The organism is Bacillus sp. 1NLA3E (genome assembly GCF_000242895.2).
GTDB lineage: Bacteria > Bacillota > Bacilli > Bacillales > Cytobacillaceae > Bacillus_BU.
The window spans coordinates 1,728,160-1,744,406 of the sequence record NC_021171.1 but is presented as its reverse complement, the minus strand read 5'-3'; the positions used below and the strand labels follow the sequence as shown (position 1 = coordinate 1,744,406).

General features: G+C 37.0%; 14 protein-coding genes and 1 riboswitch. All 14 genes read right to left on the bottom strand.

Going from position 1 to position 16,247, the window contains the following annotated elements:
• Positions 1–93 precede the first annotated feature (93 nt).
• On the bottom strand, positions 94–717 hold the full coding sequence (locus tag B1NLA3E_RS08405) for a CAP domain-containing protein (protein WP_041580976.1): 624 nt from the start codon (positions 715–717) through the stop codon (positions 94–96).
• 422 nt (positions 718–1,139) lie between these two features.
• The gene (locus B1NLA3E_RS08400; protein ID WP_015593413.1) at positions 1,140–4,394 is read right to left on the bottom strand and encodes a hypothetical protein; all 3,255 of its coding nucleotides are present in this window, start codon (positions 4,392–4,394) and stop codon (positions 1,140–1,142) included.
• A complete protein-coding gene (locus B1NLA3E_RS08395; protein ID WP_051120204.1) occupies positions 4,391–5,803 on the bottom strand; it encodes a glycosyltransferase family 2 protein in 1,413 nt (470 codons plus the stop codon). The genes B1NLA3E_RS08400 and B1NLA3E_RS08395 overlap by 4 nt, the downstream gene beginning before the upstream one ends.
• Positions 5,804–5,806: 3 nt before the next feature.
• Complete coding sequence (locus tag B1NLA3E_RS08390; RefSeq protein ID WP_015593411.1) at positions 5,807–6,847, bottom strand: HEAT repeat domain-containing protein; 1,041 nt, start codon at positions 6,845–6,847, stop codon at positions 5,807–5,809.
• Positions 6,848–8,164 (bottom strand): response regulator, encoded by a 1,317-nt coding sequence (locus B1NLA3E_RS08385; RefSeq protein WP_015593410.1) that lies wholly within the window; start codon positions 8,162–8,164, stop codon positions 6,848–6,850.
• Positions 8,165–8,575: 411 nt separating this feature from the next.
• Positions 8,576–9,307, bottom strand: coding sequence for a sirohydrochlorin chelatase (locus B1NLA3E_RS08380; RefSeq protein WP_015593409.1), 732 nt, complete (start codon positions 9,305–9,307; stop codon positions 8,576–8,578).
• A gap of 28 nt (positions 9,308–9,335) precedes the next feature.
• Complete coding sequence (locus B1NLA3E_RS08375) at positions 9,336–9,551, bottom strand: DUF3906 family protein (RefSeq protein ID WP_015593408.1); 216 nt, start codon at positions 9,549–9,551, stop codon at positions 9,336–9,338.
• Positions 9,552–9,646: 95 nt separating this feature from the next.
• Complete coding sequence (locus tag B1NLA3E_RS08370; protein ID WP_015593407.1) at positions 9,647–11,266, bottom strand: nitrite/sulfite reductase; 1,620 nt, start codon at positions 11,264–11,266, stop codon at positions 9,647–9,649.
• Between the two features lie 17 nt (positions 11,267–11,283).
• Entirely contained in the window at positions 11,284–11,883 is a 600-nt protein-coding gene (cysC, locus tag B1NLA3E_RS08365) for an adenylyl-sulfate kinase (RefSeq protein WP_015593406.1), read from the bottom strand.
• A 26-nt stretch (positions 11,884–11,909) separates the two neighbouring features.
• Positions 11,910–13,058, bottom strand: a complete 1,149-nt coding sequence (gene sat / locus B1NLA3E_RS08360) for a sulfate adenylyltransferase (RefSeq protein WP_015593405.1) — start codon at positions 13,056–13,058, stop codon at positions 11,910–11,912.
• 75 nt (positions 13,059–13,133) lie between these two features.
• A complete protein-coding gene (locus B1NLA3E_RS08355; RefSeq protein WP_041580399.1) occupies positions 13,134–14,213 on the bottom strand; it encodes an inorganic phosphate transporter in 1,080 nt (359 codons plus the stop codon).
• Positions 14,214–14,226: 13 nt separating this feature from the next.
• Positions 14,227–14,943, bottom strand: a complete 717-nt coding sequence (locus B1NLA3E_RS08350) for a phosphoadenylyl-sulfate reductase (RefSeq protein ID WP_015593403.1) — start codon at positions 14,941–14,943, stop codon at positions 14,227–14,229.
• Between the two features lie 119 nt (positions 14,944–15,062).
• Positions 15,063–15,203, bottom strand: coding sequence for a YezD family protein (locus tag B1NLA3E_RS24725; RefSeq protein ID WP_144061565.1), 141 nt, complete (start codon positions 15,201–15,203; stop codon positions 15,063–15,065).
• Between the two features lie 70 nt (positions 15,204–15,273).
• Positions 15,274–15,379, bottom strand: a riboswitch (SAM riboswitch).
• A 242-nt stretch (positions 15,380–15,621) separates the two neighbouring features.
• Positions 15,622–16,023, bottom strand: coding sequence for an RDD family protein (locus B1NLA3E_RS08340; protein WP_041580398.1), 402 nt, complete (start codon positions 16,021–16,023; stop codon positions 15,622–15,624).
• Between the last annotated feature and the right edge of the window lie 224 nt (positions 16,024–16,247).

Here is a 16,247-nt window from a genome sequence, read left to right as displayed (position 1 = left end):
AACATCGAATCGCTCTCGCTCTTCGTGTTTCCTTTATCTCAGTCGGTGTGCTCCAGTCCATACGTCGCTAACCGGGCGCTTCCGCTTTTGTTCTTATCTAGACTGGATAAACATTTGTACCCAGGCACCGTGATAAAATCCTACTCCGATACAATTGTAGCTACTGTTCAATATATTAGCGCGGTGTCCAGATGAATTCATCCAGGAATTCATCACCTCTTGCGGAGTCGTCTGACCTTTAGCAATGTTTTCCCCTGCACTTGAATACGATATTCCAAATGTTTTCATCATATCAAATGGGGACCCATAATTTGGACTGGTATGGGAAAAATAATTTGAGTTAATCATATCTTGTGCTTTTTTCTCAGCAACACTCTTCAAATCAGCACGATGAGTTAGCGGTTTTAAGCCGTTTTTGGCTCTTTCTGAGTTCACTAATTGTGCAACTTGATCTTCAAACCCACTTGGACTAGCTGCAGAGGATTTTAAGCGAATGACTTCACCTACATGCATATTCATGGGATCAACACCTGGATTTAATGCCATTAATTGTTTGTAGTCTAAACCATATCGCTGTGCGATGAACCAAAACGAATCTCCAGAAGATACTTTATAAAATTCAAATGGTGGCTCTTTAAACATTTGAATTGCAGCTTGTGAAAAAATAGGCATAGACATAAACATCACGAATACTGACAGAACAATTTTCTTAATCATTTCAGAACCTCCGCTTACATGAAAATATTTTTCAATCCCTACCTCTTCATTATTTTCAACAAGACAATCCTTTAGTCTGGATATATGCTCCTGAGATTCCAATGATTATTGCTCATTCTCTTATATAAAAAAGGAATGGATTCTAAAAGTGAGGCTAGTGAGGCATTGAGCGGACATACATTCCGTTATTTGAATCAAAAATGGTGATTTCTCTTTTTATCGGACATGTGTTCCTCTATCTTGCTTAAAGTTCCTCATTTGCTTGATTTTTTAGCAAATAACGAACTCAATGTCCGGACATATTCTCAAAATAGCGTTTATTCTTAAAATAACGAACTCAATGTCCAGAAAAAATGTTACGAATGAAATCTTATAGACAGTAAAAAAAAGCATGGACCTCACGATCTCCATGCTTTTTTGACCTATTTTTTTGAGGATTTATATGCTTCCTTCATTATATAATAAGAAGCCTTCAGTCTTTCATGGTAATTTGGCTGCTCCCACTCCTTCCATTGAAATAGGTAGGAGTCCGCTCCATTCATTTGACCATTTACAACCTCTGGAAATGATGCAATCGTTTGATCTTTCTCGGTTGCAAGTACGGCAATTTTTACTCCATCCGTTTTTTGCTCTCCCTCAATACCATTTCTCCAAAAATCGCTCATAATCAATCTTTGGCTTGGATCCTTCACATTAAGAAGCTGCCAAGGAATTCTTAGTTCTAATACCTTTTTGTCCTTACTCATACTGACATCTATTAAGGATTTATATTTGCTTGAAAGAGGATTTCCGTTACCAAATAATAATTTTCCGGTTACATAATCTTGAAATTTGATGTGGATTCCTTTATCAGGTACATCTAACTTTTTATTTAAGGCTAATCGAATGGGGTTAAAAACTCCATTGTTCTTTTGATTAGCATTTGATTCCTCTGGAATCATATGGAGAAGATGTCCGTATTGATAATAAAAAGTGTCGTAATTACTGTCAATCATGATGTTTGAATCTTTTTCTCCCGCTAAACTCACGATAAAATCGACCCCATTGTTCGTCTGTACCGTTTGTTTATTCTTCATCTGGATATTCTGCTGACCTTGATCTGCTATTGTATCCAGTAAGAGGTAGGACGTATTCATATTCCAATCGATATTACGACTGTAATCTAGCCGGACATACAGATACCCTTCATCTGAATGGACAAATACATTGGAAATCAACCCCTTTTTTTCACTTGTATAAATAGGTTTCACTCCGTTTTGTTCCCAATCCCCCGTATTTCCATCCATGATAATCGATTTCCCGAGCTTTCCAGGGTCAAAGCTGAGTAAACCGAAATGCTGCTCATTCGTTTGTAGGTTAGACCAGTACGGACGTCGATTTGCATCGTCGTATTCCATTGTATTCCAGGTCCGTTTAAACCACTCGTCCTGCCAGGAGAAGACAAGTCCACCTGCGTATCCCTCTGACACAATCGATTCATACAAATGTTTGTTAATCTGCCCCTGCTCTTTTTCAGAATGGAAGCCTTGATCCATACCATGGACGTTTTTATGGGTTAATCCACGTGACGCTGGTACCCCAAACTCGGCAACTAGTACTGGCAAATGATGTGCCTGAATCAGCTCATGCAAATAACCTGCATAATTATTCTTTTTCCCTTGATAATCTATGTAATTCATATATTTCTGATCCGAATTTAGTGCATCAGGATAGTATGGATAGACATGATATGATGCAAATAATCCTGCTAGAAAACGATCAGTTTTCTCAATATGATTTGGATTTACTGAAACTAAATCCTCGCTTTCAAGAGGTTCAGCAGGATGATCAAGTAAATCAGTTGTCACCCAGTTTGTAAAACTTAGCGAATGCTGCCATTTATACTTATCTGTTTCGTATGTCGTAGTAAAGTCCAGCATCCTAGCTAGCCATGATTCAAACGGTGTGGCATCATTTGTTTTAAAATAGGTTCCTGCATACGACGCTTTATCCTGATTTTTTTCATCCGTATGCAATACGGCCTCTGGATCCCACTCAATTCCGGCAATTATTCCTAGTACATAAGGTGAAATATCATAGGAATACGTCCCTGATGCATGTCCTTTTTCTTCAGGAATTGTAGCATTTCCGTGAATAACATCGATAATTTTTTTGATTTCCTTTTGAAAGTCTTCTGTTGTTTCAGATGAAAAAGCATCTTGCGATGATACTAGCTTTTCCTCATTCACCCACGCTCCATGAAGAAGATAAAGTGGTTTCTTTGCGGTTTTATTATATTCATAAAAGGCTTGATAAAATTCAGGCGGATGGAGCGTATAAATTCGAATTGTATTAGCATTCATCTCACCTATCGCCTGAAACCATCTTAAGTACTCCGTTTTTGAAATGGCCGTTTCGCCTGGAAAATAACCCGGCTTTGCAATTCCAATATTGACCCCTTTTATTAATAAGTCTTCCCATTTTCCATCTTTTAGAACTTGAATATATTTTTTAGTAGTTTTACCATTTGTGGTAACACCGTTCTCTTTCTTGGTTTCCACAATTTCCTTCTGTTCTATTTGAGGTTGAAGTCCAGTTTTCAATATTTGTTTCATAACAGGTACATATGCCTTCCAGTAAAACGAAGGTAGTGTCGTGATATTTTTTTTCCAAAAAGAAATGAATTCTGATTGATAAATAGCTGGTACCTCAGGTTCATCAGCATAATCGCCAGCAAAATAATAGGAAGAATATTTTCTGTTCTGATGATAAACGATTGCCGGAAATTGATTAGGTAAGCCATAACGATCTAATTTTTCCTGACCAGATGCTTTAACCGGTAGATTGTAATTGGCCAATACCTCGTCAGAATTTCTTGCCTCTATAATGTCAAACCAGTATTGATAAGGGATATTTCTATCCACTTCATATAGCTTATTCCCTTTTTTCGTTAAATTGAAAACGGCTCCACTATTCTTGAGGTCTTTGCTATCTAACACAACAATGAAGTCATTTCGATCAACGAGAACGATTCCCTTGCCTGAAAAATCCCATTTCCCATTATCCTTTTCGTAATTCTCTTTTACCCAGACCGGGACTTCCGCACCGCCTAGATCTAGATCTGAAAAGTATCTTCCAATCCAACCACTCCAAGTAATATTTAGTAAGTTAGATACCTTTTCTTTCACCTCTTCGGACGTGGGACTTGCAAAAGTATTAAACTCAGCAATTAAAGTTTTCCCTCCTTTTAGGAGCGTTTTATCCAACTGATCGACTTCTTGATTGGTTAGTCCACCATAGATTTGTTCTGAACGTTTACCACTTTGATTTTTCTTATGAAACTCTTCTTTATATACACCGTATTGATCGGTTAAATAGATCAGCTTATACGGGTTTAAGTCTTTAGGCAACCCTTCTTTTTTAAATGTTTTATTTTTATCAAATTTAAATCCAACATAGTCTTTAGAGGCTGAATAAGGCTGATTATTTTTTTGAGTTAATTTTTCATTATTAAGAAGCCATACGAACCCTTCATGCTCGCGATAAGATTTATTCGGAACGGTTTTATCTACAATTAGTACATCTAACGATTTAGACTCCTTTAAAAACCAGATCCAAAATGGGCTGGTTATTATTAATAGAAATACCAATAAATATATATAGAGAATGGTTTGACCTTTTGTAAGTATTTTTTTCATTGAGATACACCTTTTCGTTTCATTTCTCCCCAGCTTCGGTCACCCGTTAACATCTGCCAAATCCCTTCCACTCTCCATAAAACTGTTAAGGGCCGGTACCAGATCGTTTCCGTTAAGGAATACAGAAACAAGATAATAATTTGGGATATTTTAGGATATTTTCGTAAGCTCCATTCCTCCAACAGGACGGCTGTCATCGAAAATAATGAACCATACAAGCAGGATAATAAGAAAATCAAGATAGCAAATTCAACATAGACCCCTCCGGTAAATAAGCTAACGATTATGTATATATAACCTGATAATTCAACTACTGGGCCAAAAAACTCAATAATCCAAAAATACGAGAAAGAAATAAGTCCTATCGAGCCATATTTTGGATTGAAGGTTAGCTTTCGATGAGTCCATAAACTTTCAAGCAAGCCCCTGTGCCAGCGCCGGCGTTGGCGTCGTAAATACTTCATCGTTTCAGGAACTTCTGTCCAACAAACAGGATCGGGGATATAGACAATTCTTTTCTTCTCTCCCCTTTCCTTTAATAAACGGTGAACACGAACAATTAACTCCATATCTTCCCCAACAGTGTTGGGATTATATCCCCCAGCTTGAATGACCCAGCTTTTCGAAAAGACACCAAAAGCACCAGAAATAATTAACAGAAGATTATACTTACTTAACCCAATTCGCCCCATTAAAAACGCTCTTAGGTATTCAATGATTTGCATCATCACAAGTGGATTATTTGGTAATCCGATTCTGACCATGTGACCACTCTGGATATCACACCCATTGGCAATCCTGATACTTCCACCTGAAGCGATAACTTCCCCATTTGAATCCATAATCGGTTTCATGACCTTAAGGAAGGCATCTCTTTCAAGAATGGAATCTCCATCTAGTGAGCAAAAGTAAGGATAGTGTGAAAAATTCAAGCCGATATTTAGTGCATCTGCCTTTCCACCATTTTCTTTGTCAATGAGATACAACTCGGGAAGAATGGTTGACTGATATATCTTCTTAATTGGTGCGGTATCAATTTGTTTTCGAACCACTCTTTCTATTTCAATCATTTCATAATGCTCGATTACTTTTTGTAATGTTTTATCAGTGGAACCATCATTGATGACGATGATTTCATACCTTGGATAATTGATACTTAGTAAGGAGCGAATACTATGAACAATACCTGGTTCTTCGTTAAAAGCAGGTACTAGGATTGACAATGGCTTCACATTTAAATCGTTCATATATTCCTGAAATGGTTGGTTACGATTCAGTTTATATTCTTTCCGTAATTGCAGCATCGAGATAAAAAAGATAATTGAATAAAAACAGATTACTATCGCCATATAGATGACAATAAAAAAGGCAAAGTACACAGCAAAACCATGCAAAAAGAGTGTTCCCATCACTTATATTGCTCCTTTATTCATCCATTCCCTCGCCATATCCCTTGCAAAAGAATCCTCTGATACATCATGAATTTCATGTAAGATTTCATGCCCATTAGGGAACATCATAATCGCTTGTCCAGCTTGAAATCTAACCCACCAATTACGATCCGAAAGCATCCTAGTTAAATACGGAATGGTCTCATTTTCTTGTGAATTTCCAAATAACTTTGCCGCCATCATCCGTTCTTGCCAAACGTTCGAATTCGATAAAGTCAAATATGGGTCTATATTTAGCACAAATCCCATCGAGGCAATCGCCTTTAGAGCTCTTATCCGGATTTCCCCCTCACCTTTAGTAAAAGTGGTTTCCAAAAAAAGTGAATATCTTGGTTCTTTTTTTGTACTTATTACTTCAAGGATGGCGTATTTCAACTGTTCAGGGCATTGTCGGAAACCACTAATAAACTGTCCTAAGAAATCAATGTTAAGTCGATATAGAATGGACCGGTAGTCAAATTCTGTTAGCTTGTCCCATTTTAATTGTAATAATTGGAAAATATTTTGATAACCAAATGAAGCCAAAATTCTCAGGGATAATAGCACTTCCTCTTGGGACGATCGTGCATTTTCCAACCTTTCAATAACTTCATTGATTAAACTTTTTAACTCAAATCCTTCAATATGGAATAAAGCATTCATTCGCTGACTCCAAATCAGACTTTTAAGGTTTCGTTGATAATACTCCATTAAATGCTGGTCTGCTAAGATGGAAATGCGGCTTTTTTCCACGTCCCCTTCCAAGATTTCCGTGTATCGGACCAGTAATTCTTCTAAGGCAACTTTTTTAACAAAAGTATCTGGCTTTAGCGCTCTTACTAGATTCCCTTCAACCAAATATTGATATAACCATTGATTCATCTCTTCTTTTAATACTTCAATCCCGTTTCTACGATTATTTTCAATCGCCTTCCTAATAACTAAATAAAACAGCAGAATAAATAAAAGGACTAAAATAATCAAGCTCGCTTTCATTAATAAATAAATTTCTTTATGGACCATTTACATCATCCTTTGAATCAGTCGCTCAATTCTTGCTTTTAATTCAGTGATACTGAAAGGTTTTGTCATATAGTCATCTGCACCAAACTTTAATGCACGAGCAATTTCATTTTCGTCTTTTTTTCCCGCCAGCATTAGAATTCTCATTTGCGGTCTATTAGAGTTCTTTTTTATTTTCTGAAGGATTTCTATTCCATTCATGACTGGCATAACTCCTTCAAAAACTAGAAAATGCTTTCCTTGTTCCTCAAGACGATTGGATTGAAAAAATTTATTCCCATCCTCAAACGCTTCAATACTTAATTCGCTACTATCAAGAACTAGTGATTGAAAAATCTTCATTAACATCGTTCGCATGATCATATCATGATCAATTATTGAAATAACCAGCCTTTTCTTAACAAAAGTAACCGAAGTTTCTTTAATTATTTCTACCCTTGCCTTCCCTGCTTCCTTTGCTTTAGTTAGGGCTTTATCCGCCATTTGAATAGCGGTTTTAGCAGGAATATCATCATCATAAAGTTCAAAAACCCCAGCTGAGAATGTTACAGAGAAATATTGTCCATCTTTTTCAAAGCTTTTATATGAAAAATCGCTTAACAAGCGATTTATCACTTCCTTTACCTCAAGGTCACCAGCACGTGGAAATTGGATAAGAAACTGATCTCCTCTAATTCGATAGACAGTATCTCCACTGCGTATGCTTTGCTTTATAAACTGTGCAAATTCTGAAAGGATGGAATCACCAGATAAATGACCATATCGTTTATTTAAAAACGCAAAATTATCAAAGTCTATTATGGCAATTGTTAATGAATCGTTGGTCCGTTTCCACTCTTTTATACTTTTCTCAAGATCGATATGTAAATATTTTCGGTTATACACCTGGGTTAGTGTATCAATTAAAACTGATTGATCATATATTTGCTTGCGGTGCAGATGGTTCTCGATTCGTATCAAAAGCTCTTCTATATCATATGGTTTTTCGATAAAATCATCAGCACCCGTTTTGAAAGCATCCAGCCTTGTTTCTTTGTCATTTCGAGAACTCAAAATAATCTTAGGAATAAAAAGCCTCCCATTATGCTCCTGGATTTCTTCAAGTATTTGAAAGCCATTTTTTGTAGGGAGTTTTGCATTAAGGATTAAACAGTCTGGATTCAGTTCAAAATAATGGTCTGTTGCCTTTTCGGGGTCTGTATCGGCAATGACCATCCAACCCTTTTCCTCAAGAGCCTTTTTTAATAAAATTAGACCCGGTAAATCGTCCTCAATGATTTGAATGAGCATTTGCTGATATTTTTCTGATTGCGTCATAAAATGGCCTCTCATTTATTAAAATTTATTAAACTAGATATGTAAGTTTTATGGGGAAATCTTTTCTAGAATAGTCATAAATAAATACAGATACTTTCTAAAAAGATTGATATACTATTTAAGTATATCTAAAAAAGGTTTGCATGATTGAAATGTAAACAATGTGAGGGATTTTCTTGGGAAAAATTATTAAACTTGGGACTGCCATCTTGCCGTTATTTATTATCGGACATCTTACTCAAAGTTGGTCGTTTGTGCTTGGGGGACTTACTGAATTCTTTATTTTAGCTATACTATTTTATTATATCAATAAAAACGTCATAGAAAAATAATAAGAATGATTCTAGTATATGTTTTAAGTGGCATAAATAAAGCACAGATCTCATATCATTAACGGGACTGTGCTTTATTTCATATATGTTCCTTGACTCTATCTTTGAGGATTTTTTTTAGGAGTGGATGGTAACCCAGATAGCTACACAATATCATTTCTTGATCTAGTTTCGGTTCAGTTTGAATCATCTTTTCAATTTTCCTCATTAATATACCCGTAAACAGTAAATAAGGAATAATAAAAACTTGTTTAAATCCACTTTCCTTCGCCTTCTCAAATCCTTCCTCAAAGCTAGGATTTGAAGCTGCTAAAAAACAAACATCCACTTTTTTTGTGCCTGACCTTTCGCTTAACATCTCAGCAATTCGACTTAAATCCACCTTTACTTGTGGATCACCACTCCCTCGACCTACGAGCAATATCATGGACTCCTCAGCAGTCAGTTCATGCTTCGTTTCTTTGATTCGCTCAATTAGGATTTCGATAATATCTGGATGAACCCCGATTGGTTGGCTGTACTCCACCGTTATCGTAGGAAAGATGCTGTTGATTCTTGAAAGTTCAGAAGGAATATCTTCCTTTGCATGACCGGCTGTAAGCAATAACACCGGAACAGCGATAATTTTTGTTGCACCTCGGTTTATACACTTTCTGAACGCTGTCTCAATGGATGGAGTCGCTAATTCTAGAAAACAGTACTCCTGAATGGGAGCATTTATTTCTTCCATACATGACTGAATAAAAGATACTGCCTGTTCTTGCGCCTGTTTTACTCGGCTGCCATGGCAAATATAAAGAACTGCCTCCATTTAAAAAGCCTCACTTAATAATTCATTTTTAAATAATGGTTTCGTTTCGTGATATGACAAAACCCGCACCTTTTCTGATGATTTTTCTTTCGTATAAAACCACGTCATTCACAACCGGGAGCTTTAAGAAATGTGTTTCAATCTCGATATCAACTTGACGAAATGCCGCTTCGTCATTTTCCGCCGCAACGATAACGTGTGCTACCTCGCTACCAATTGTCACTTCAAACCTGTATAAATTCATGGTTACAGCCACCTTCTTTAGAAACTAAAATGAGATTGCCAGCCCAACCCAGTAATTGAGTTGGGCGGCAATCTCATTTTGTCTAGCATTTCTTATTACACGGTTACACTGCTTAGAATACTGTCTAGTTTTTCTTGAATGAAATCTTTGCCAACACGATTAACATAATCAGCGTATAATTCACCAGGAAGCTTAGTATCTTGGAAGCTTTGTAACAATTCTTTTACCACTTGTTTAAGATGGTCTGCTTCAACTTTTCCTTTTAACTTTTCATTGAATTTTGCTTCTTTGTTTAAGGTCCCACCAACGTATATTTCGAACGCCTCGACTAATTTTTTGTCTTGGTTTCTCGATTTTACACCGTGAAGCCCAAGATCTGCGATATTACGCTGACCACAAGAGTTTGGACAACCAACCATATGTATCCGAACAGGTACATCAAGACTGATTTCTTCATCTAATTGCTCAGCGATTGTTTTCATTCTATTTTTTGTTTCGACTAATGCAAGGTTACAGTATTCACTACCCGTACATGAAACTGCATAACCAACAATTTTATTTGGTGCAATCGGAAATTTAGTAAAAATTGCTTCCTTTAATATAGCATCGACATTTTCATCGGGTATATTCGGGATGACGATATTTTGTGAGTTACAATTACGGATTTCTCCGTCTCCATACTTTTTGGAGATGCGTGCAAATTCGATAACATCCTCTGGTGTTAAACGACCAACAGGGATATTAGCACCGATGTAGTTTAAGCCAGCTTGTTTCTGTTGGTGAACACCATAGAAATAACCAGCGTTCCAGTCTTTTTGAGCATCTTCACCCTTTTCAGGCAGCGGGCCAGTTAGCTCGATTAGTTTTTCTTTAAACTTTTCAACTCCCCAATCTGCAATGAGGAATTTCAAGCGTGCACGATGTCGTTTCTCCCGATAGCCATGATCGCGATAAAGAGTTGTAATCGCAATGGCTACTTCTAACGTCTTATCAGTTGTAACAAAAATGTCCAAGGTTTCAGCCAAATATGGAACTGCTGACAAACCTCCGCCTACCTTCACATTGAATCCTGCCACCCGTTCACCATTTATTTCTTTATAGGCAGGAACAAAGGATAAACAGTTGATTTCAGAATTTGATGCATTATTAACATTCGAACTAATCGATATTTTGAATTTTCTTGGTAGGTTAGAAAAATCTTCATTAAATTGGAAGAAATCATATACTTCTTTTACAATCGGTCTAGTATCAAAAAGTTCATTAGGATCAATTCCAGCCAATGAATTCCCGACTATATTTCTGGTAATATCACCACAAGCTCCAGCTGTGGAAAGACCAACACTTTCTAATCTGGAATAAATATCAGGAATTTGGTCGATTGTAAGCCAGTGAAATTGAATGGCTTGACGTGTTGTAAAATCGTAAACACCACGGCCATAATCCTTTGCAATATTGGCCAATACGATTGCTTGCTCATTTGTAAGAACACCTGATGGGACGCAAACACGCATCATGAAGTAGCCGTCTTCCTTTGGCTTTTGTAAATAAAGGCCTGCCCATTTAAACATGTCCCATTCTTCAGTTGGAATCGAGCTAAATCCATTTTGTGCATAATAAGGGATGTCATCAAATATCCTTAATGCATCTTTTTGTAGTTTTCTGAGTTCTGTTTTGTTTAGGACAGGATTATCCGCCCATATTTTTTCGTATGCCACACCATTTCCCCCTCGTTCTATATCGCGTTTTTTGAAGACAAATAGTTTACTATTTGCTCGACGCATTCTGCTACGGAAGATTCGTTTGTATCGACCACTATTTCTGGTTGTAGTGGTTCTTCATACGGTGAATGGATACCAGTAAAATCTGGGATAAGTCCCTTTCTGGCTTTATCGTAGAGGCCCTTTGGATCACGATTTTCACATTCTTCAATTGGGCACTTTACATAAATTTCAATAAATTCATCATCTTCCAGGAGACTGCGAACAAGCTGTCGGTCAGCCAAAAATGGTGAAATAAATGCTGTTAACACCACTTGGCCACTATCAACAAATAATTTGGAGACCTCACCAATCCGACGAATATTCTCCGTTCTATCGCTGTCAGAAAAACCAAGATCTTTATTCAGTCCATGACGGACATTGTCTCCATCTAAAACATAATTTCTGATGTCAAGCTCAAACAGTTTTTGAGCCAATGCATTGGCAACCGTTGATTTACCCGATCCTGATAGACCAGTAAACCAAAGAACAAAACTTTGGTGTCCATTCTGTTTACGACGTGATTCCTTAGATAATGATAACTCATGCCAAGTAATATTTGAACTCTTTCCCAAAATAATAATCCTCCTCGTGTTAACGACTATGCCTTTAAGGCGTGTTCACGTAATCCTTTAATTAATACTTCCACAACCTCTTTGCGGCTGAATGTGCTTGGTGGAATTTCGCCGTTACGCAGTAGTTCTCTTACCTTTGTTCCAGACAAAATAGCATGGTATTCCTTTCCGTGGGGGCAAGTCTTTGTCGAAGCCATATTTTCACATTTTGAGCAATAGAAACTATGTTCAAAGAATAAGAGACTGATTCCCAATTCATCTTCAGTAAAATTGTTAAAAATAGTTTGTGCATCATAAGTTCCGTAATAATCACCAACACCTGCATGGTCACGTCCCACAATAAAATGGGTACAGCCATAATTTTTACGGACCATTGCATGAAATATAGCTTCTCTTGGACCAGCATAACGCATAGCTGCAGGAAAAACAGCAAGATATACGCGTTCTTCTGGATAATAGTTTTTCAATAGAATTTCATAGCTTTCCATTCTTACATCAGCAGGAATATCATCTGATTTTGTTTCACCAACAAGCGGATTTAAAAATAGGCCATCTACTGTTTCAAGAGCTGTTTTTTGAATATATTCATGAGCACGGTGCACCGGATTTCTCGTTTGGAAACCGACTACTGTTTTCCAGCCCTTTTCTTCAAAAATAACTCTGGTTTCAACCGGATCTAAATAATAGCTTTGGAATTGCTTTCTTTCTAATCGTTTTACAAGTGTGATTTTTCCACCGATATAAATATTTCCACGGTCAAATAATTTTTTTACACCAGGATGAGCAACATCAGTCGTGCGATAAACTAACTCTGCTTCCACTTCTTTATTTGGTTCGAAAATATCCGAAACTGAAATGACACCATATGTTTCTCCATTATATACAAGTCTGTATTCTTCACCAATCGTTACTGACTGGGCTTGTTCTACTGAGACTGGCAGCGTAATCGGAATACTCCATACACTTCCATTGGCAAGACGCATATTTTTGACAACAGATTCATAGTCTTCTTTGCTAAAAAAGCCTTCAATCGGGCTATATGCTCCGGTTGCAATTAATTCAAGATCGCTTAATGCCATGTTATCAATTACTATTTCTTGCTTAATACTCTCAAAATCGTATTCTGGGTTCCAACGATTAATGAGGGAACCGCCATGTGGTGTACTTAATGCCATTATATATTTCCTCCTATATGATCTTTTTTGATAAGTTTTTTTGAACTAAACCTATATTTTTAATGGGTTTTAAAGTTATATTCCCCCACCATCTTCGTAAATCGTCCGGGCATCAGCTCTAATGGTTTTTAATAAACTGATAATTCCAAGTGTTGCCGTACAAACGCTGAACAAGACTACAACTGAGTACATATCACTCTCAACAAACAATTTAATCAATCCATACGAAATAACAAGTGATAGAATTGGTGAAACAAGCCAAACCTTTAGGATTTTACTGATTATATTCTTTTTTAATGCTCCCGCTCCTTGTTGGACTGTACTGATTCCAATAATCGCGGTACTAGTTACTTGGGTTAATGGGACAGGCAAGCCAAAGATTGAAGCTAAGATGACTAAAGTTGCACCTGTGCCTGATACAGCTCCACCTTCTAGTAGTGAAAATTTGGTGATTTTTTTCCCGTTTGTCTCTAACACTCTACCGCCAAGGGTAATGGCACCTAAGGCGATAAAAAAACCACCCACAACAATTCCTGTTTTTATTGAAATTAATCCAGCTCCTACCATTGGCCCAGCGGCATTGGCAACATTGTTCATCCCTGCCGAGAAGGCTTCTAAAAACCCGACAATAATCACAAATATTGAGAGAATAGGTTTATACTTATCTTTCGAAAGCACTGGATAACGTTTCTCGAGTCTATGGATCCCTTTCCCTAAGATAATGGCGATGACAAATGCGATAGCTGGGATGATAATCCAAAAACTTACAATAACAAGAATATTATTGATAAACAATGCCTTGTAAGCAACGCCCACTCCCACCACAGATCCAACGGTAATCTCACTTGTGGAAAGAGGGATGCCAATCAAATTGGCAATAAAAAGAGAAATGGCCGCCGATGATAATATGATCAGAACCACCTTCGCATTTAAGAACGATTGCGGGATAATATTAGAACCAATCGTTTTCGTAACTTCACTTCCACCCAGGACAGCACCAACAAAAATGGCAATTCCGCACAGCAAAAGAGCTTTTTTTCTATTAGAAATCGCTCCTGACCCATAAGCAACACTTACAGAAGCTGCTGCTCCACTTGCTCCGATGTTCATTGCAAAAAATAGTGCCACTGCTCCAGCCAAATAAGTTAAAGTCATAGTGGTTTACCTTTTATAGATGAAGTCCGCACTCAATTTTACCAGTACCAGTCCATCTGCCTGAACGTAAATCCTCGGCATTGAAAGCAGGCGCTGTACAAGGTTTGCACCCAATGCTTGGATATCCATTGTCGTGAAGTACATTGTATGGTAAGCCATTTTTGTGAGCGTATCTCCAAATATCCTTCCACGTCCAATGTATTAATGGACAAATTTTAATAGATTTAAATTTATTGTCTTGATTGAAAAAGTTGGTGTTTTTTCTCGTCTCCGATTGTTCGCGTCTTAATCCAGACAACCAAGCGGTAGTTCCAGAAAGAACACTATTAAGTGGGATGACCTTTCTTATTTCACAACATTTATTTGGTTCTCGTTCCCACAATTCATCTCCGAATTGTTCTGCTTGTTCCTCAAGAGTTAGACTCGGCTTTTTCAATTCGATCCGTAAATTAGGATATTTTTTCTTTACTTCATTAATAAGGTTGTAAGTCTCATCAAAATGAAGATCCGTGTCTAAAAAGACGATTTTCGCTGACTCATTCACTTTTGCAATCAAGTCGATGAGGACGATTCCTTCAATTCCAAAGCTACAGGCATAGACTAGTTCATCATCTTCATAATGGTCATAAGCCCATTTCAATACATTCAAAGCTCCCTTTGTCTCATCCTCTTCTAAAATATTAATCTGTGTAAAAGTTTCAAAATTGCTAAATGTTAGTTTCTCGGTCAAATTTGTGCCTCCATTCTTTATTTAAAGGCAGTTTTATTCCCATTTGGAATACAAATAAAACTCCCTCTAGTTTACTAGTCAGCAGTCAATCGTTTCATTTCTTCATTTCTTGCGTTTCATCAATTAATTCTAAGTTTTTCATTTTTTTCAATTTGAATGATTTTACCGTCTTGCACCACTAATGTAATAGATCCATATTTCATTGTTTCTAGTGTTTGTGTGATTTGCAAAAATACGGCTTCAAGTTGATTTTTCCCCAAACGAGCCCCTCCTCCTTTAAAATAAAAAATCCCTCCATCTTGGAAAGACTGTTCAGGTAAGTATGTTTTTACCTTATCTTCCAAAATGGTTTACATTTTGTTGGATTTAGCACCTTGCACATGTGCAGGTTGCCGGACATCTTCGGGCCAATTCCCTCCGCCTCTCTGGATAAGATTTAATTATTTTAAATTTTAACACAAATAGATCGGTTGTCAATATAATTTCGATAGGTTTAGTGTGAATTAAAAAAATATTTATTTATAATTTTTTAACTATTCGAAACATGCTCTCATATCCTACCGCAATCCATACCCCTTCACAACAAAAAGAGCCTCACTTTACTGCGTTGCCATACAAAACGGTGCCTGACCCCCGGTGCTTTACTGCGTTGCTGCACCGGGGGTCAGGCACCAATTTTTAATCGCGAGTTACATACGTTCCAGCAATAAAATCATGTATAGACCTTTTGTCCTGTCGAATTCCTACCATAAAGGCGCTTACGATTATGCCTATTCCAAGGGTAACGGTATATACAATGGCCCCTACTAATGAACGAAGTAGCATCGTAACTATTCCAACACTTTCTCCGTTCACTCTTGCGATCCTAATTCCCGCAATTCTTTTGCCAACTGTAAATCCTGACCATATAACTGGTATTAATAAGGCATATAACAAATCAAGTATAGAGCTAACTACATTTGCACTCGTTTCTCTAAAAATAAAATTACAAATTAATGAAATAGGGAAGCTAATAATAATTCCATCCAAAATGTTCGCAAGCAATCTTCTCCAAAAGCCAGCCGGATTTGAAATCACAATAATTTACCCCCTTTTTTTATTTCTGAGTTAAACTTGCCTGTTGATTTCATCTCCAGGCACTCGCTATATGTGGGGCCGTTATTGCTTCATAACACCCTTTATCATCATATTTTTTACATTTCATAATTATCACCAAATAGGCAAAAATAACGAATGATCTTGTGGTAGACATAGTTTAGATTTATACCAGTCTTAATGGAAAATTTCACAACGACACAATAAAA